Consider the following 18537-nt stretch of genomic DNA (forward strand, 5'->3'; position numbering starts at 1 on the left):
TCATTTTTTGAGTAATTACCGCAAAATTTAAAGATCCGCGCAATCTCGGTTGACACACGAGGCTATGTCAGTTAGTCTATCATTTTCTTTCTCAAATGGTACTATTATCAAAAAATCAGGGTATAGCTTGGTTGTGCGTTTCCCGTGGAGGATGGCGGCGCTCGGCCGCCTGCATCAACATTTGTCTAATTAGGATTTTTCGTACCTAAAGCCGATAGTTTTTGGTCGTAGAGCGTGTCTAAAACGACCGGGCGTTGGCGGTAGCTGTGACCGGTGTTTTTGCAGCCATTAGCAACGATTCCCAAGACGGAAGCTCCAGAAATTTTTAATTCTTCTAAAACTTTGCGAACTTGCGCTCGGTCTGTTTGCCCAATTTGGACGACCATAATCGTAGCGTCTGTGTGAGCTGCGATCAAGTGGGTGTCTGCCAAGCCTGCTAGTGGCGGGGTGTCATAAATTACTAAGTCAAAAAATGCTTGAAATTGCTCCATCAGATACTGCATTTTTTTGGAAGAAAGAAGCTTGATCGGATCGGGGGGAATTTGGCCTGCGGTGAGTACAAACAAATTTTCTTGGTTCGGCGCTCGTTGAATCGCGTCGTTGAGGCTGATATCTGTGGAGATGGCATCGCCCAGGCCACGCACGTTTGACAGTCCTAACTTAGCGTGCAGTTGGGGGCAACGCAAATCTGCATCTACTAACAATACTCGCTGTCCGACGGCTGCTGCTGTGGCTGCTAGGTGCAAAGCTACTGTAGATTTCCCATCTCCGGTTAAGGCTGAGCCGACTAAGAGCGATCGAATTGCCGTGCCTGCACTCAGCAAGTGAATGTTGGTGTATAGCGATCGAAATGCTTCTAAAAATTGATAGTCCAAGTCGCTCAAAATACTTGGTGCCCCGCTCATCGAACCAGTAGGTCTAGCTTCGACCTGTTCGACTACTTCCACTTTCGAGTTCGATCGAGCCGATGTTAGTTTCCTCTGTCTGGCTGGCGGTCTGCGCTTGACTTTTTTGGTAAACGGAATTACCCCGAGTATTGGCAATCTTGTGGCCATTCTCAGTGATTCTGGAGTGTGGAACACAGTATTTAGTACCTCTACGAGCAAGCCGACTGCTATGCCCAGCAGACTGCTTAAAATTACTGCCAGCACTAACTGTTTTCTGGTTTGTTTGACGGTAGCTGTTATAGGGTTGCCGAATTTGTCTCGCGGAATTTCCGGAGGATTTATCAGCACCCAGGGTATTTGCTCCTGAGCCGCATCAATTCGCAAGGCTTCTCGTTTGGCCAAGAAGTCCGACAAACTCTTAGTAACTACTTGCAGTTCCCGCTGTAAATTGTCGTATTGTCTGGTTGTAACTGAAAAGTTTCTAATTTTTTGGTTGAGAGCATTTTGCAAAGCGGTCATTTCACGATCGCGCGCTTCAATTTCTTTGATTTGGGTCTCTAAATTTCCCATCACCACTTCTTTTGCTTGTTGAGTGGCGGTTAAAATAAGTTCTTCCCGACTTTTTCGCAGCGCTAAAACTGGCAAACTGTCTTCTCTGTACTGAGCTAATTTCATTGACAATTCCGAGTCGATTCTCTGAATTTGACCTAAGAGTCCGCCGTAAGCTTGTCCTTGGGTAATCAGCAGCCCCTGGGGATTATTTTCGTTGAGTAGTTTTTCATAGCTTTGATAGAGGTTTCGCATCCCTTTTAGCTGTACTCTGATTTCTACTTGCTTGTTCCGAATGCTTTGAACTTGTTCTGACAGAGATCTTCCCTCTAGCTGAGGTTCAAACAAGTTGCTCTGCTGCCGCAGTCTTTGGACTTGCAATTGCAGAACTTCTACTCTTTCTCGGAGCTTGGGAAGCTCCGTATCTATAAATTTAATACCTTGATTAATGCCCATCAGCCGTTGCTGCAAGCTGTAGTCTAGATAAGCTTTAGAAATTTTGTCCAATACGCTGTTAATTTTTTTTCTGTCTGCATCTTTGTAGCGAACTTGTAAAATTTTTGTGCCTTGCTGTTTGCCATCTTTCGTGTAGCTGATGCGGTTGATGGACATTTTTGAGCTCAGTTCCGTATAGGTCATTTTGGGATACCACGCTCGCAATTCCTCAAGCACGGGCTGCATCAATTTGGGGCTACGCAAAATCCTAATTTGGGTTTCGTAGTCTACTAAGCTAATTCCTTCTATATTAATTCTTGCTAAGTCGGCAGCTTGGGTGTTGTTTAATTGTTTGGATAGCAAACCTTCAGCAGTGGCTGGTTCTACCAACAGGGAAAAGGAGCCTTCATACTCGACCGTTATGCTTTTAGAAGTGGCGACGATCGCTGTTCCTGCCAGGGCGCTCAAAGCAACGGTGGCTGCTGCCATGACCAAGAAGCGACGGCGCACGACGCCTAAGAGCCAGGACAAGTCTAGCTTTTCTTCTTCTCTCTCCTCAACAAAGTGATCTCTGTAGTTCTGAGCAGATAACTCCGGCAGTTTGCCATTCGATTTGGGTGTGAAGGGTTGGTAATCTTGTCTGCTATCCATATTCAGCCTGGGTATTTTTGAGGTTGATATTTTTGATGTTGATATTTTTGAAGCTGCCAGGTTGCGGCTGGGTAATCTTATTGTTTAGTTTATTCTAGCCTTTGCCAGGAATTATCCACCTCACCCGCAGCCTTCTTACCTGAATAAAAATCGGAGAACGTTTATAAAATTTAACACTCCCGTCGCAGGCCCGACAGGCCCAATTACAGCGTTCATGCGATCGACAAAATTGACGAGACCCCTGCGAGATACGATAATCATGTCGTTGTTGCGAAGTTGAGGATTGGTTTCTTCGTTAATTCCTTGAGTTAAATTGACTTCGATCGTCCGTTTAGTAGCTGTACCGTCGTTATTGAAGCGGACTAGCTCAACTTTATCCCTTCTAGCTCTGGTATTCTCGTAGCCAAAAAATCCTCTGGAAACTAAAGCTTGATTCAGTGTGGCATTAGCTGGGAGCCTCAAGGGATCGAGGGATGTTCTGAGTTCTCCTACTACATAAACGTTAATGCCGACAGGCGCAAAGTTAGTGCTAGCGAGTACGCCAGCTTCTGCTGGGTTAACTATGGTGGCTTTGGGCACAACGATCGTGTCTCCCTCCTGGAGGATCGTATCTTGAGCGCCGTCGCCGGACTCTAGGAACTGCCACAGGTTGACTGGGATAATTTGTTCACCTCTTCTGGTGACGCGCCGCACTTGGATTTGCCGGATGTCGGCATCCGATGTGATGCCACCAGCTAGCTGAATGGCCCGGATGACGGTGGGAAAACCTTCGCGGCTAAGGTCGTTGGTGGTATTGCCGCCGATCACGACGTAAGCCCCGGGGCGGATGACTTGACCAACGATGGAGATCGATCGAGGTTTTTCTGGGGGTGGCGAAAAGTTGGCTGTCGCAAATTGACGAGCTTCTGCTTGGTTGAAGTTGGCAACTGTGGGAATCACGATTGTGTCTCTGTCTTGCAAAATGATGTCTTGAGAGATGTCTCCTTCCTCCAAGAATTTCCACAGGTTGACATTGAGCACTTGATCGGGGCCGTCTCGTTGGGGACGGCGGACGCGGATGTTGCGGATGTCGGCCACACCCGTGACGCCTTCTGCGAGTCTAATCGCTTGGGTGACAGTGGGGTACTGGACACTCGGCGAGGCTCCCGGGCCAGGAGTTAGGGTAATGGTGAAGTTTCCGGGCCTGGTGACTTCTCCGATGACGCCGACGTTGAGGGGGCGAGCAGCGACGAGGCTGACTGTGACTATGGGGTCTTTGAGGACGCGGCGGTAGGCGTTGCGGATGATGTTGGTGGCTTCTACTAAGGTGCGGCCGCGGATGGAGACCAAGCCGATCAGGGGCAGGTTGACTGAACCGTCGGAAAGGACTTCGTAGCCGCGGCTGAGTTCTGGTACTTCGAGTATTTCTACTTGGATGCGATCGCCACCGCCGAGTTTGTAGCTTTCGGGCGCTCTCCTAACGGGCCCAACGGTCTGGGCTTGGTCTGCCCCTAGCGGGATGGGAAGTTGTGCCGGGGTGATCCTGGCATCAGCGAGGACACTCGAAGCAAACAAGACCAGACCCACAACCGACGGGGCTATCTGTCTTGGAAAAGGGGTGTTAACCATAAGCCACCTAATTGTATTGACTATGATTTATATAAGTGTAGCCTTTTTAGTGCTGGGCAAAAAGCTCATTATTTTAAGCGAGCGCCGAAAAAAGGATGCTGTATTTTTGCTCGATCGCTAATTTCTGTGTTAGCGTGGTTGCGGGTTAACGGCTATATTTATATCTATATAGTTTGATCTTGTTTTTGATCTAGGAAAGCAATTATGACTCAACCAGTGTCTAAAGCAAATCTGCTGAAAGAGCTGATTTTAGGTAGTTCTTCATTGACATGGATGCTAATTGCTATACTCGTGATAGCAACTATACTATTATTTCAATTTGCTAGCTATAAAAAAATTGGTTTGGCTTTAGAAACAAGCTTTGCTGGTCTCTATATTTTTATTTCTCCGTTTCTAACACAACCTCCTTTTAATTACTTGCATTTTATTAATTTGAAAGATACATCGGGTGGTATCTTAAAACTAATACCTTATTTTTTTTACCCCTGGGTGGTATTAATTTTAGTCTCAAGGTTGAAAATATTTAAAAATAAATTTATAGAAACTTTTACCAAAGTTTTGACAATGAATTCTTTCTTTTTACTTTATATATTACTTCCATTAATGTCTACATTATGGTCTCTAGTTCCTGAACAAACGCTAAGATCGGGTCTAGCTTTTTCAGGATTTACTGCTTTTGGTTTTTATATTGCAGCGCAATATAAATGGGAGGATTTATCTCGTTTTTGGCGGTGGGGATACACGGCAATCGGTTTGGCAAGTTTTGTAATGAAACCCCCTGGCTCAGGAGATTTTGTCGGCTTAACCCAATCGAAAAATTCTTTGGGGGGAGTCTTAGCTCTCTGTACGGCATTTTGGTATTTGCATTATTCTCAAGGAGCTAAAACTCCGAAAGATCGCTGGATTGCTTTGGGAATGATGTTTTTTTCGTTTTACCTAGTAAGGGCTAATAAATCTGGTTCGGCTCTAGTGATTACTATCATATTAATAATTGCAGTTTCGTCACTAAATTTTCTAAAAGAATTAAGTTTTCAGTGGGCATTTACTGCGATTATATGTTTTTTGGTAATCAGCATAATTATGACTGTTTTCGTAGTAGACAACCTAGAGGACATTATTGTAGGTGGATTAGGCAAAGACTTGACTTTAACTGGGCGGACAGAATTCTGGCCGCAGTTAATTGCTGCGGTAAATCAGCGCCCTTGGTTTGGCTACGGATACGATGGATTTTTTCAACAAGATAAGTTAGGAGCGGGTACTCCGGCTTATTTTATTTATACTCCTAATGGATTTCAACCGAAAAATCCTCACAATGGCGCGATCGGTATCTTGTTAGCCTTCGGTTGGCCCGGATTAATCTTAATGATGACTTCCTTGCTGCTCAATTTAGCTTACGCAGTTCGGTATTTGAGTCGTAGCACCCTGGAAGAAGCCGGAATACCGATTTGTTTTCTAGTGTCTATTATTATAAGCAACATCACAGAAGGTTATATTATAGATATAGCAAATCCTTGGCTGAGTTACGTAATGTTGACGGTTCGACTTGCGATAGATAATGCTAACAATAGTTCCAACAGTAGCACCCGTAACCCTCCAAGGCGTTCTTTAGCTCACACTGTCCATTGAAGTAACCATTGGGCAGATAGTGGGTCAAGTTGGGGAGCATCTCGTATTTGTAAAAACACTTCTTCTGACTCCTTCCTTCTTTCTCTTTCCTTCTGCCTCCTACCTCCAAACTCCAATTTCTAGGTTGGCTGCTTTCATTGAGATGCTCCCTCAAGTTGTGATATGTTGTTGTAGGATCAACCAGTCTAATTTTGCGAGATTGCCGACCCTGCCAGAACCGCGTTTGTGTTTTGTAAAGATTTAAAATATTCTGATGCTAGATAAGTTAACTGCGGTCAGTCAAAGGCTCGGCCCTAGTCTGCGCCAGGTACTCAGCAACATAGCTTGGCTGTTCACTGACCAAATCTTGCAGATGGGTCTAGGTCTGTTTGTAGGCCTTTGGGTGGCTCGCTATCTTGGTCCTACACAATATGGATTGCTCAACTACGCGCTAGCCTTTGTGTCGCTGTTTAGTTCGGTGGCAACGATGGGGTTGGGTACTCTGGTAGTGAGGAATATCGCTCGCGACCCAGAATGCAAAAATGAGACCCTGGGAACTGCCTTCGGACTGCAATTTACTGGTGGCTGCATCACTTTGTTGTTAAGTGTCACGGGGATTGCGCTACTCAAGCCCAACGACACTCTGACTCGGTGGCTGGTAGGTATCATCGCAGCAGGAACTATCTTTAATGCTTTTGAGGCTATCAATTTTTGGTTTCAGTCTCAAATCCAGTCAAAATATACAGTGCTGGCCAAAAATTCGGTATGTTTTTTAGTTGCTGCTGTCAGAATTGGATTAGTGACTATTAAAGCCCCCCTGCTTGCCTTCGCTTGGGTTCGATTGGGAGAGGTGGCATTGGTAGGAATCGCTTATGTATATTTTTATAAGCTTACGGGGAATAAAATTAAGGATTGGCACTTCAGTTGGGAAAGGTGTAAGGAACTGCTATCGGAGAGTTGGCCGATAATATTGTCGGGATTGGCAGTTTATGTGTACTCAAAAACTGATCAGATAATGCTCGGTGCGATGAATAAAAATGCAGAACTTGGCTATTATGCTGCCGCTGTTAAAATTTCCGAAATTTGCGATTTCTTGCCGATGATCATATCCGGTTCTATTTTTCCCAAATTAGCGAATTTGAAAAAGACAAATTATGAAGAATATCTAAATAAATTTCAAATTTACTCGGATATTATGATATTTTTATGGTTGGGAGTTGCCATACCGATATCATTACTTTCTCCCTGGATAGTGCATCTACTTTACGGTGAAAAATATGCACAGTCAGCAGCAGTGCTGGCAATCTATGTTTGGGCGCAATTTGGCAGTAACTTTGGAGTAGCAAGGAGCACATATTTAAACATAGAAGGTCAGTTGCGCTACGGTCTTTATTTGACAGTAGTCGGATCTACTTTAAATGTAGGGTTGAACTTTTTGCTGATTCCTAAGTATGGAGCTTTTGGAGCAACTGCGGCTACTCTGATAACTTATTTTTACGTGATTATATTAGTCAATTTCTTAATTAAGGAATTGCGCCCATTCGCAAATTTTATATGGCGTTCGCTTAACTTATACAAGGCAGCTTGTAGAATCCGAGGATTAGTAAAGTGATTCAAATTAAACCTAAAATCGAACAGCGATCGAATTGCCCCTATTGCGGAACAGAACTTAATCCCAAAAATGTTCTGTGGCAAGGGATACATATTGTTCTGGACTGTAAGTGCGCGGGATGTGGCAGCGAAATAATCGACGAGTTGAAAGTAGGTCATGGAGTCAGAAACTCTGTCCAAGTTGATACAGTCAAAGGTGAAGTTTTTGCAAAAGTTGCTAACATAAAAGAATGGCTAGGCAAACCATTACTCAATTCACTCCAAAATCCTCAATCACAAAAACTTGAGATTGTAAAAGAGATTTTTAAACCAAGCAAGCGGGTAATTATCTTAAATTGTATCGATCATCTTTATGGTCATTCTCTGCTGAAGTTGTTAAATGCACAAAGGCACTTAGAATTCAACTCGGAATGCGGGTTAGTTGTGATAGTTCCTAAGTTTCTCAGGTGGATGGTTCCTGATGAAGTTGCAGAAGTCTGGACAGTACCTATTTCTTTAAAAAATGGTCAAACTTACTATCCCAGTTTCGCCGAGTTTGTAGAGGAAGAAACGAAACGCTTTGATGAAATTTATGTCAGCGAAGCCCATTCTCATCCTAGCCAGTTTGACATCACGCGGTTTACCAGAGTTCCCAAACACCAATTTGAGGAGCCAGAAACAAGAATTACGTTTATTTGGCGGGAAGATCGTTTATTAGTTAACGGTTTGCTGTTCCGAATTCTGAAAAAGCTAAATCAACGAGAAAGGGCATTGCCCTTGCAAAATATAAAAATTCAGCAGTTATTTCAGAAAATTAGATTGCAAGTACCAGAAGCAAAATTTGCAGTAGCTGGTTTGGGGACAAAAACTAAGTTTCCCGAATGGATTGAAGATCGCAGAGTGAATATTTTTAATGAAAAAATTGAAAAAGAAATTTGTCAACTGTATTCACAAAGCCGCTTAGTAATTGGTCTTCACGGCTCTAATATGCTGCTACCTTCGGCTCATGCGGGTATGACAATTGATTTAATAGATGAGCGTTGGGGGAACTTTGCCCAAGATATTTTATACCAAGAACGTGACCCGAGAATGGCTAGTTTTCGCTATAGATTTTTGCCTTATCAGACTAGCAATGATACACTGGCCTACATAGCGGCTGTGATGCTTCAGAAGTGGTTTAATTTTAAATCGCAGATGACTGCTGAGCTTGTTAATTCAGATGTTGAAGACTACTAGAAAAAGTAAAGTCGCATAAATGTTCAACTACCAAATCCAAACACCCGTCGCTTTTATCATCTTCAAACGTCCAGATACAACGGCTAAAGTATTTGAGGCAATTCGTCAGGCAAAACCTCCCAAATTGCTAGTAATTGCTGACGGCCCACGTCCAGATAGGCCTGGAGAAGATCGAGAATGTGCTGCCACCAGAGCTATTATTGACCAAGTAGATTGGGACTGCGAAGTTTTGAAGAATTACGCAGACGTAAATCTCGGTTGTCGCCTGCGGGTTTCTAGCGGTATGAATTGGGTGTTTGATACAGTTGAAGAGGCAATTATTCTTGAGGATGACTGTCTCCCTCATCCTACTTTTTTCCGCTTCGCTGAAGAATTGCTGGAGCGTTACCGAGACGATCGGCGGATTATGTCAATCTCTGGTCAAAATGTTCAGTTTGGGCGAAAAAGAACTGATTATAGTTACTACTTTTCTCGCTATAACCACTGCTGGAGCTGGGCGAGTTGGAGGCGAGCTTGGCAGCATTATGATTTAGATATGAAGTTGTGGCCAGAAATTCGGGATGGTAATTTTTTGATGGATGTACTGGGAGACTCCCATGCTGTAAAAGTTTGGACAAATACTTTTCAGCTTTGTTATGAAAAAAAATTACAGAGTTGGGCTTTTCAGTGGACATTTGCTAGTTTTATTCAAAATGGTATGAATATTCTTGCAAATGTCAATTTAGCTTCTAATATCGGACATGGTGTAGGGGGAACTAATACGGAGGATGTCAACAGTCCTTATAGTAATATGCCTGTAGAAGCTATAACATTTCCGATGAAACACCCAGCCTTTGCCATTCGGGATGTGCAAGCAGATAATTTTACTGAAAACACTTTATATGATTACGATCCGCCATTGCTAAGGAAGGTGCAAAAAAAAGTCAATAAACTTTTGAAAATATCAGGCAAAGTCAGTTAGAAATCTAGAGAATAGGCAGGGTAAATGAAGGTTGTAGTTATAAATAGTTCTGATACAGAAGGGGGGGCGGCCCGCGCCGCTTATCGGCTGCACCAAGGTTTGCAGGGGATTGGTGTGTCTTCGCAGATGCTGGTGAAACATAAGAGTAGTGGCGATCGCAATGTACTTTTATCACAGAATAGTTTGGCCAATAAGTTTGACAAGATTATTTCAAGTGTATCTAACTTGCCACTGAGACTTTATCCTCAGAGAAATCAGGCGATATTTTCTACAGAATGGCTGCCAGATTACCTAGCGGATAAAGTAGATAAACTTGAGCCTGATATTATTAATCTTCACTGGGTTTGTGGGGGTTATTTGCAAGTAGAAAGTGTTCCGAAGTTTAAGGAACCCTTAGTTTGGACGCTGCATGATATGTGGCCTTTTACAGGTGGATGTCATTATAGTGAAGATTGCGATCGCTACACTCAATCTTGTGGTAGTTGTCCGCAACTTCACAGTAATAAAGATAAAGATTCGGATCTGTCGCGGTGGGTGTGGCAGCGGAAAGCTAAAGCTTGGGATAAGCTTAACCTAACTTTGGTTAGCCCTAGTGTTTGGTTAGCGAAATGCGCTCATTCTAGTTCTTTATTCAAAGATTTTCGAGTCGAAATAATTCCTAATGGCATTAATACTCAAAAGTACAAACCCATAAATCGTCACTGGGCGCGAGAACTCCTGAATTTACCTCAAGATAAACAAATTGTACTCTTTGGAGGTGCAAGTGGAACAGGCGATCGCTGGAAAGGATTTAACTTGCTCGTACCCGCTTTACAAAGCCTCAGTAAATCCGGCTGGAAAGATCGGATAGAGTTGCTGGTTTTTGGCTCTTCTCAACCGGAAAATCCCATTGAACTTGGTTTTAAAACTAACTATTTGGGGAGACTCGCAGATGATATTTCCCTAGCAACGGTTTATGCAGCGGCAGATATTTTTGTCGCCCCTTCCGTGATAGATAACTTGCCAAATACAGTGATGGAAGCTCTTGCTTGTGGCATCCCCTGTGCCGCATTTAATATTGGGGGACTGCCCGATCTGATCGAACACTGCTCCAATGGCTATTTAGCTAAACCTTATGAAACAGAAGACTTAGCAAGAGGTATTGCATGGGTACTCGAAGATCCGAATCGGTACCAAAAACTCTGCGCCAGGGCCCGTCAAAAAGTTGAACAAGAATTTACCTTAGACATACAAGCTAGGCGCTATTTGTCTCTTTTTTCCGAACTCGCCAGCGCTTCAAACAGCACCGCCCCTTAAACCAACCGTTTCCGCTGCTGTGGCGTAGCAAAAAAATTCGACTTTCTAAATTGTCCGTTTTCTTTAACAAACACCATGTCTACTTGAGCTAAAGCTCCGTCGAGGGGACGAATGTAACCCCCAAAAATATCGTAGGTGGCGAATCCGCGCTCTTTCATATAACTGACGATATCGTAGAATTGTGGCCCGCCGACAAAGAATTCAAACAGGGATACTTCCAGAATGATTATTTCTGTATCCTCCAGCACCTGCCGAGAGCCGTCTAAAACATTAAGCTCAGCGCCCTGCACGTCTACTTTCAATAAATAAGGCCCTTTTAAGTTTCTTTCGCGGCACACCTCATCAAGGACAACCAGAGGAATTTCTCTGGGAACACCGTCGGCAACACTACCTTCTGACTCCTTGAGAGTAGAAGAGCCGTAAAGTTGAGGGTGAACATTAATCGTAATATTTCCCGCTTGAGCGCCGGCACCAGCCATGATATACTGAGCTTTGTATTTTTGACAAATTTCTTTTAAATTTTTCTCGTATTCGATCAATGGCTCTACCAGCAAAAAATTGGTTTGGGGAAATTTTTCGTACAATTCAAAAGTCCCGTAGGCAACCCCGACATCTATAACGGTTTCGGGTTTAAAACCCAAATTGATAAACTGATCGAGTACGCCGTACATTGATGTTCTCATGCCTTGACGGGGGATATCGAATCCCAAAGGCTTAAGAATTTTATACGCTATTTTTTTGAGTAATTGCCTCATATTTTTTTCCAGACTACAATATTGAATGAAACTATTATAGATTGATGAAACCACACAGCACTATAGCAACAATCATAACTTGCCATAACCGCAAGCAAAAGACTTTAGCTAGTCTCGCGGCGCTATTCAATCAGGTGCTGCCGGCAGATGTCTTGCTGGTGGCGTACTTAGTGGACGATGCCAGCACTGACGGTACGGCGGAAGCTGTGCAGGAGACTTATCCGCAAGTTAAATTGCTGCGGGGAGATGGGAACCTGTTTTGGAATGGAGGAATGCGGCAAGGATTGGCTGAAGCCATAAAGCAAAATTATGATTACTACGTCTGGCTCAATGATGACACTGTACTGGAACCGGAAGCCTTGAACACAATGCTGGTAACGTCCCGCTGCTTAGCTGAGCAAGGCAACACGCGAGCTATTGTAGTGGGTTCTACTCGTGACTCGGAAACTGGGGCGCTGACTTATGGAGGCTGGTTTCGGACTAGCTGGTGGCATCCTTTGCACTTTCGCCTGGTGGAACCGAGCGAGGAAGCTCAGCCTTGCCATACTATGAACGGTAACTGCGTTTTGATGCCGCGAGCAGTAGTTGAAGTAGTGGGAAACCTAGACCCCGCATTCATCCACAGCATGGGAGATATTGACTACGGTTTGCGAGCGGTGCAACAAAATTGTACACTTTGGGTGGTTCCTGGATACGTGGGCACCTGCTCGACCAACCCCCCTGATGGTAACTGTTGGGAAGACCCGAATATGAGTTTGGTCGATCGATTTAAAAAGGTACTGCAACCCAAGGGTTTTGGGCCAAAAGAGTCGAAAGTGCTGGTACAGCGGCATACGAATATCTTGTGGCCGATATATTGGCTGTTACCTTATTTGAGGTTGATTTTGATCTCGCTTCGCCGAGGATCTGTAGGCTATCGCGGCTGATAGTATTTTTGCAAGCACAGGGAATGGGGAAGGTTTTGGCGATACCGCCGGCTTTCTTGTCGTCGCTACAACTAAAGGTGAACAGCATGGATGAACTCCGCATTGCTTGGCTTGTCCCGGAAGTGGGTTTGGGAGCCTACTGGCAGCCTGTTTTGAGAGAATTTACGAAAGTGTTTAACAACACTGTGTTTTACACCGGCGGTGTCTGGCCGGGATTCGATCCGACAATCCCTGGAGCGTCGGCAATTCAGCTAGTAGGAAAAACGAGTTTTGTCGAAACGACAAAGATAAATACAGGCTACGATCGCGGGTTTATTGTAGTCTCACCAGCCATTATTGGCTATCTGCTTGAATTTCGACCTCATGTCGTATTTCCCCAGGCTTTCTCTTTGTGGACTGTAATTGTGGCTTTGTTAAAACCACTGATGGGATGGAAAATTGCGATTATTTATGATGGTAGTTCCCCCAATACTGATTTTCGAGATTCCAGTTTTCGGACATTTGTTCGCAGGATACTTGTGCGGTTTGCTGATGCTTTTGTTTCTAATAGTAATGCGGGTGAGAAATATCTGATAGAAGCGCTAAATGTACCGAAGGATAAAATTTTTACCAGAACTTATCTTGTCCCAGATGCGGGAGCTTTAATGAAACGGCTGGAGGGCAATGAGTCGAAGAATTTGGAGTTAAAACGCCCAATTTTTCTGTATGTAGGGCGGATAACCTCAAGAAAGGGAATTAAGACGCTTTTAGAAGCTTGCGCTCTTCTTAAAAGTCAAGGTTATGTTGATTATTCGCTGTTGATTGTTGGCAAAGGAGATCAGCGGGAAGAACTGGAAACATTTATTAAAGAGTGCGATTTTGAAGAGCAAGTAACGTGGGCAGGCTGGGTGGAATATGGAAATTTAGGTGCTTATTTTCAGCAAGCTGATATTTTTGTGTTTCCTACTTTTGAGGATGTGTGGGGTATGGTTGTACCGGAAGCGATGGTGTTGGGAAAACCAGTATTGTGTTCAAATGGTGCAGCTTCCTGTGAGTTAATTATGTCAGGCGAGAACGGTTATATTTTCGACCCTAGCAGTGCTCGAGAGTTAGCGGGTAAAATGCAAATATTTATAGATCGTCCTGATTTGATTGAGTCGATGGGAGAGCGTTCGCGACAGATAATTTCTCAAAAAACGCCAGAAACAGCAGCTAAGGCTTACGTCGAAGTTACATCTTTTTTGATGGAGAATAGGTTAAGCAAGTTCGGCAAGGGATGAGTGTAAAAATTTTAATGGAGAGATGGAAGAGGGAAGAGTGAAAATTTAGCAATTACCAATTAGCAATTACCAATTAGCCATGAAAGTTTTATTATCTGCCTTTGCCTGCGAACCGAATCTCGGCTCCGAAGAGGGAGTAGGATGGAATACTGTTATCCAATCTGCTAAACATCACGAAAGTTGGGTATTTACTCGCACGTTTTGTCGATCGTACATTGAAGCAGAACTAGAGCGGAACCCAGTACCAAACCTGCACTTTGTTTATTTTGATCCGTTTGGGTGGAGCGAAGATTGGAAGGGGAAACAAGGATTGCTGCAACTTCACTACTATCTGTGGCAAATCTGGGCTTATTTTATCGCTCGGAAGCTCGATCGCGAAATTGGTTTTGACATAGTACATCACGTAACTTATGTCAAACATTGGTCTCCTAGTTTCTTGGCGCTATTGCCGCATCCTTTTATTTGGGGGCCTGTGGGGGGTGCAGAGGCAGCACCAAAGCCTTTTTGGCAAGATTTTAGTCGCCGGGGGAAAATTTACGAAACGTTGCGAGCATTGGCTCAAAGCGTAGGAGAACGCGATCCGTTTGTGGGTCTGACGGCGCGCCGCAGTGCCGTGGCGCTGGCAACTACGGAAGAAACCGCAGCCAGACTGCGATTTCTAAAAGCAAAAAATGTGAAGATTTTCTCGCAAGTCGGTTTATCGCAGCAGGAAATTCAAGAACTAGAGAAATTTTGTCCCCCGCCGGAGCAACCAATTAGATTCATCAGTGTTGGTCGTCTCTTACACTGGAAAGGGGTGCACTTAGGACTCCGTGCATTTGCGGAGGCGAAGCTGGAACAATCGGAATATTGGATTGTGGGAGACGGGCCGGAAAGGCAGCGTTTGGAAGCTTTGGCAACAGAATTGGGACTGGCAAATAAAGTATTTTTTTGGGGAACTTTATCTCGTACTGAAACTCTTTCTAAAATGGGGGAGTCTCACGTTCTCCTCCATCCGAGTTTGCATGACTCTGGTGGTTTTGTGTGCACGGAAATGATGGGGGTTGGTCGTCCGACGATTTGTTTGGATTTGGGGGGCCCGGCTACTCAAGTGACGGATCGAACGGGGATTAAAGTGGCTGCTACTGACCCCGATCGCACTGTGCAAGGTCTAGCAGAAGCTATAGTGTGTTTAGCCCAAGATCGTGAATTGCGAGATCGCTTGGGTCGATCGGGTCAAACGCGCGTCAGGGAAATCTATGATTGGAATATCAAAGGTAAATTCTTTGCCCAATTGTGCGAAGATGTATTCGATGGAAAATCACGATAACTTCTGATTTGTTCGATCGGGCAAAATAAAGAAAACTATATTTTTTCAGGCGGTGAAACGTGGGCGTTGCAATCATTACTGGCTCGGCGGGTTTAATTGGCTCTGAGGCGTGTCAGTTCTTTGCCAAACAAGGCTTAGATATAGTTGGGATCGACAATAATATGCGCCAGTTCTTTTTTGGTGCTGATGGTTCTACAAACTGGAACCGCCAACTGCTCGAAAAGTCTTTGGGAACCAAGTATTATCACTTAGATGTGGACATTCGCGACTATGAAGCGATTACCAATATCTTTCAGCGGTACGGCGAGTCGATCGAATTAGTAATTCACACAGCAGCCCAGCCCAGTCATGATTGGGCTTCCCGTGCTCCGAAAATAGACTTTACCGTCAATGCCAACGGCACTCTCAATCTTTTGGAAGTAACTCGCTTGTACTGTCCTAAAGCTGTTTTTATTTTCACTTCTACAAACAAAGTATACGGCGATACGCCTAACAGTTTGCCTTTAATTGAATTAGAACACAGGTGGGAAATTGAACCTGGCCATACTTACGAAAGCGGCATTCGGGAAGATATGTCAATAGATCAGTGCCTGCACAGTTTGTTTGGTGCTTCTAAGGTAGCTGCTGACATTTTAGTTCAAGAATACGGTAGATATTTTAATATGAACACCGCTTGTTTTCGCGGCGGGTGTTTGACTGGTCCAAATCACTCAGGAGCTCAATTGCACGGCTTCCTCGCCTACTTGATGAAGTGTGCTGTCACGGGAACTCCTTACACTGTGTTTGGCTACAAAGGCAAGCAAGTCCGCGATAACATTCACAGCGCGGATTTAATTTCGGCATTTTATGAATTTTATAAAGCTCCCAGAAGCGCCCAAGTTTATAATACAGGAGGAGGCCGATACAGCAATTGTTCAATGTTAGAAGCTATCCAGATGTGCGAGGCAATTGCGGAACGCAAATTTAATTGGACTTATGCTGAAGGGAATCGCATTGGCGATCACATTTGGTGGATTAGCGACAATTCCAAATTTTCCAGTCACTATCCCAACTGGAAAATGAAATATAACGTTAAACAAATCCTACAGGAGATTTATGAATGTAACCGCGAGCGTTGGCTGAAAGAGGATTGCCATGATTGAGCGGGGCAAAAAAAATGTGCTGGGAATTTCGGTAAACGATTGAAGAATACAAGGTTAAACATATCTTAGGGGAGATTTATGAGTGTAACTGCGAGCGTTGACTTAAAGAGGTGCTCCATGATTGATAAAGGCAAAAAGAATGTACTGGGCATATTAGTAAATGCCGTTAATTATGAAGCGGCTGTTAGCAAAATTATTGCAGCAGCCAGCGCCGGAAAACCAATGTCAGTTTCTGCTCTAGCGGTTCACGGGGTAATGACTGGGGTTCTAGACAGCACTCATCGTTATCGGATTAATCACATTGACTTAGTATTGCCAGACGGACAGCCGGTCAGGTGGGCGTTAAATTGGCTCTACCATACGGAATTGCCCGATCGAGTTTGCGGGCCGAATGCGATGTTACAAATCTGCGAACGTGCGGCAGAAGAAGGATTACCTATCTATTTGTACGGATCTCAAGCTTCTGTACTGGAAGCTTTATCTCGCAATCTCTGCCAGCGTTTTCCCAAGTTAATTATTGCTGGAACTCAGCCTTCTAAATTTAGGCACGTTTCGCCCCAAGAGAAACAAGAAATTGCACAGCAAATTCGCAACAGCGGTGCAGCAATTACCTTTGTCGGCTTGGGGTGTCCCCGGCAAGAAGTCTGGGCTTACGAATACCGGGACGACTTATCAATGCCGTTGATTGCTGTAGGTGCTGCTTACGATTTTCATGCGGGTAATTTGGCTAAATCTCCTGAATTTTTATCTAAAATAGGTTTGGAATGGCTGTTTCGGATGATGAAGGAACCTCGGCGCCTTTGGCAGCGGTATGTTTTTTTGAATCCACTTTATATCTGGTTGTTTTTGCTACAAGCTTTGAAAATCAAACAGTTCGACCCCACAGACGCCACGCCGCCTGTAGAAGAAGTATTATATGGTTGAAATTTAAACGTTTCTGGTGAATTATGGGCGATCGCAAGTAAAAGCTAAAAAAGCAAACATATCGTAACTAATCGTTTTGAGGTGCAAGTGCGATCGCCTATTCAAGAAAACTTCTATCAAATCCGCTGACATCGGAATTATAGTGGGAGGTTAAGAGTTCGGTATCCAAATCGCGAGTTCTTAACATCCCACTGAGACGATCTGAATATATTAGACCTCTTGGAAAAAATATCTACGCTGTCTGGGGGGGGTAACAACCAGCCTGAAACCCATACTTTGTAAGGATTGAGCCAATCCGCTGCTCAAAAAAGATAGGGAGCATAATTGTTACACGCTTGCCTATCTAAAAAATAATGATACCGAAATTCTACCTCATTCATTTAAAAAAACAACTAAGTTCAGCTCAATTTAAACTGATTGAAATCTTGCTACCCTTGATACAATCAGAAAAACAAGTGAGATTAGAACGGCTCTCGCGGGTATTTCCCCATTGGTAACAAGTTAAGCCTGTATGGCAGTTGTCAAGGAGATTTCAGAAGAGGTATCAAAGAAAAATTGATTCAGGCCTCGCTGTCGATCGGGGAAAGATGCAACAATTAACTTAACATTGGGCTTTCGTTGAGATTTAACAATACCTAAATCTTGGTTTTCCGACGCGGCGAAATACTCGATCAGGTCAGTTGCCTTACCTTTTTGATGAGCTACATAAAAATGGTTAAGACCCGGTAAATCATTTCTAATGAAATCGCATCTATTGGTAAAGAGAGTTGGTAAGCAACGGCATCACCTAAATCAACCAAGAGTGCATAAAATATCCAAGTCCCCCACATTTAAAGCTGGATGCCGTTGAGAGAACCTGTCCACAAATAACTTAATCCCAAGAGCCTTTTTACGGTATTAAAAGCATCTTCCATCCTCCAGGGCTTGCGATATAAATCTGCGACGACTTAGGGAGCTAACACTTGAGGTTCAAGCACGCTTGTCAAATAAGAATGCCAAATTTTACCCGAACGAGCTTCACTCAAAAGTAAGGTAATAAATGGAGTTTTTGAATTTCATGAGCCTAGCCCTATCCGACAATCTCGGAGTTCGTAACTGTTGGTAAATACTTGCTCAACTTTAATTGATGCTCCTTTTTTCAAACGAGTAATGAGCGTGGATATCTCGTTCAATTAATCTGAGCCAAAAGCTAAAAGGAGAAAATCATCTATCCAGTAAGAGTAAGGTTTGAGTTGGCACTAATTGCAGAATATTTTCTTCAAGCTTAACATCAGAAGCTTTGGAGTTTTCCAAAAACCAAATCTCGACGGGAAGCCCGGTCATTAAACTGGCGGGGTGACAAGCCCGCCGGAAAGTCAGACAGGGCTGATATTTGACCGACTTGTGTTAAAAAAAGATAGGTCA

Annotated in this window: 13 protein-coding genes and 1 pseudogene; 10 read left to right on the plus strand and 4 right to left on the minus strand. The window is 43.9% G+C overall.

All coding sequences use genetic code 11. From position 1 onward, the window contains the following. Positions 1-185: 185 nt before the first annotated feature. Together QUA50_RS12500 and QUA50_RS12505 are read right to left on the minus strand one after the other, a co-directional pair. Complete coding sequence (locus tag QUA50_RS12500; RefSeq protein ID WP_333264593.1) at positions 186-2522, minus strand: polysaccharide biosynthesis tyrosine autokinase; 2337 nt, start codon at positions 2520-2522, stop codon at positions 186-188. A 135-nt stretch (positions 2523-2657) separates the two neighbouring features. Further along, a complete protein-coding gene (locus QUA50_RS12505) occupies positions 2658-4130 on the minus strand; it encodes a polysaccharide biosynthesis/export family protein (RefSeq protein WP_333298697.1) in 1473 nt (490 codons plus the stop codon). A 204-nt stretch (positions 4131-4334) separates the two neighbouring features. Between QUA50_RS12505 and QUA50_RS12510 the strand changes: the two genes are divergently transcribed. The 5 genes from QUA50_RS12510 to QUA50_RS12530 all read left to right on the plus strand — a co-directional run bounded on the left by QUA50_RS12510 (position 4335) and on the right by QUA50_RS12530 (position 10818). Further along, entirely contained in the window at positions 4335-5756 is a 1422-nt protein-coding gene (locus QUA50_RS12510; RefSeq protein WP_333264591.1) for an O-antigen ligase family protein, read from the plus strand. A 253-nt stretch (positions 5757-6009) separates the two neighbouring features. Continuing rightward, positions 6010-7347, plus strand: a complete 1338-nt coding sequence (locus tag QUA50_RS12515; protein ID WP_333264590.1) for a flippase — start codon at positions 6010-6012, stop codon at positions 7345-7347. Further along, positions 7344-8561: a hypothetical protein gene (locus tag QUA50_RS12520; RefSeq protein ID WP_333264589.1), complete on the plus strand. Its 1218-nt coding sequence runs from the start codon at positions 7344-7346 to the stop codon at positions 8559-8561. The genes QUA50_RS12515 and QUA50_RS12520 overlap by 4 nt, the downstream gene beginning before the upstream one ends. 19 nt (positions 8562-8580) lie before the next feature. Continuing rightward, positions 8581-9522, plus strand: coding sequence for a glycosyltransferase family 2 protein (locus QUA50_RS12525; protein WP_333264588.1), 942 nt, complete (start codon positions 8581-8583; stop codon positions 9520-9522). A gap of 24 nt (positions 9523-9546) precedes the next feature. Continuing rightward, positions 9547-10818 (plus strand): glycosyltransferase family 4 protein, encoded by a 1272-nt coding sequence (locus tag QUA50_RS12530; RefSeq protein WP_333264587.1) that lies wholly within the window; start codon positions 9547-9549, stop codon positions 10816-10818. Here the strand turns inward: QUA50_RS12530 and QUA50_RS12535 are convergent. Further along, positions 10815-11573 carry an FkbM family methyltransferase gene (locus tag QUA50_RS12535; RefSeq protein WP_333264586.1) on the minus strand — a complete coding sequence of 253 codons (759 nt, stop codon included), beginning with the start codon at positions 11571-11573 and terminating at the stop codon, positions 10815-10817. The two genes, QUA50_RS12530 and QUA50_RS12535, sit on opposite strands and share 4 nt — an antisense overlap. A 44-nt stretch (positions 11574-11617) precedes the next feature. Here QUA50_RS12535 and QUA50_RS12540 point away from each other — a divergent pair, with 44 nt between their 5' ends. From QUA50_RS12540 to QUA50_RS12560, 5 genes are all read left to right on the plus strand, one after another. Next, complete coding sequence (locus QUA50_RS12540; RefSeq protein ID WP_333264585.1) at positions 11618-12499, plus strand: glycosyltransferase family 2 protein; 882 nt, start codon at positions 11618-11620, stop codon at positions 12497-12499. 23 nt (positions 12500-12522) lie between these two features. After that, positions 12523-13758, plus strand: a complete 1236-nt coding sequence (locus QUA50_RS12545) for a glycosyltransferase family 4 protein (RefSeq protein ID WP_333264584.1) — start codon at positions 12523-12525, stop codon at positions 13756-13758. 79 nt (positions 13759-13837) lie between these two features. Further along, a complete protein-coding gene (locus tag QUA50_RS12550) occupies positions 13838-15067 on the plus strand; it encodes a glycosyltransferase (protein WP_333264583.1) in 1230 nt (409 codons plus the stop codon). A 59-nt stretch (positions 15068-15126) separates the two neighbouring features. Then, on the plus strand, positions 15127-16209 hold the full coding sequence (locus QUA50_RS12555) for an NAD-dependent epimerase/dehydratase family protein (RefSeq protein WP_333264582.1): 1083 nt from the start codon (positions 15127-15129) through the stop codon (positions 16207-16209). A gap of 78 nt (positions 16210-16287) precedes the next feature. After that, positions 16288-17133, plus strand: a complete 846-nt coding sequence (locus QUA50_RS12560; RefSeq protein WP_333264581.1) for a WecB/TagA/CpsF family glycosyltransferase — start codon at positions 16288-16290, stop codon at positions 17131-17133. 501 nt (positions 17134-17634) lie between these two features. On the opposite strand, the pseudogene QUA50_RS12565 reads toward QUA50_RS12560, so the two are convergent. Then, a pseudogene (locus QUA50_RS12565) lies at positions 17635-18462 on the minus strand (transposase); the annotation flags it as partial. Positions 18463-18537 lie beyond the last annotated feature (75 nt).

Origin of the sequence: Microcoleus sp. M2_D5 (assembly GCF_036701935.1) — a bacterium.
GTDB lineage: Bacteria > Cyanobacteriota > Cyanobacteriia > Cyanobacteriales > Microcoleaceae > Microcoleus.

Coding starts and splice junctions, on each gene's coding strand:
- QUA50_RS12560 (WP_333264581.1), top strand. CDS start 16,288: ATGAGTGTAACTGCGAGCGTTGACTTAAAGAGGTGCTCCATGATTGAT.
- QUA50_RS12550 (WP_333264583.1), top strand. CDS start 13,838: ATGAAAGTTTTATTATCTGCCTTTGCCTGCGAACCGAATCTCGGCTCC.
- QUA50_RS12515 (WP_333264590.1), top strand. CDS start 6,010: ATGCTAGATAAGTTAACTGCGGTCAGTCAAAGGCTCGGCCCTAGTCTG.
- QUA50_RS12540 (WP_333264585.1), top strand. CDS start 11,618: ATGAAACCACACAGCACTATAGCAACAATCATAACTTGCCATAACCGC.
- QUA50_RS12545 (WP_333264584.1), top strand. CDS start 12,523: ATGGGGAAGGTTTTGGCGATACCGCCGGCTTTCTTGTCGTCGCTACAA.
- QUA50_RS12510 (WP_333264591.1), top strand. CDS start 4,335: ATGACTCAACCAGTGTCTAAAGCAAATCTGCTGAAAGAGCTGATTTTA.
- QUA50_RS12530 (WP_333264587.1), top strand. CDS start 9,547: ATGAAGGTTGTAGTTATAAATAGTTCTGATACAGAAGGGGGGGCGGCC.
- QUA50_RS12505 (WP_333298697.1), bottom strand. CDS start 4,130: ATGGTTAACACCCCTTTTCCAAGACAGATAGCCCCGTCGGTTGTGGGT.
- QUA50_RS12525 (WP_333264588.1), top strand. CDS start 8,581: ATGTTCAACTACCAAATCCAAACACCCGTCGCTTTTATCATCTTCAAA.
- QUA50_RS12500 (WP_333264593.1), bottom strand. CDS start 2,522: ATGGATAGCAGACAAGATTACCAACCCTTCACACCCAAATCGAATGGC.
- QUA50_RS12535 (WP_333264586.1), bottom strand. CDS start 11,573: ATGAGGCAATTACTCAAAAAAATAGCGTATAAAATTCTTAAGCCTTTG.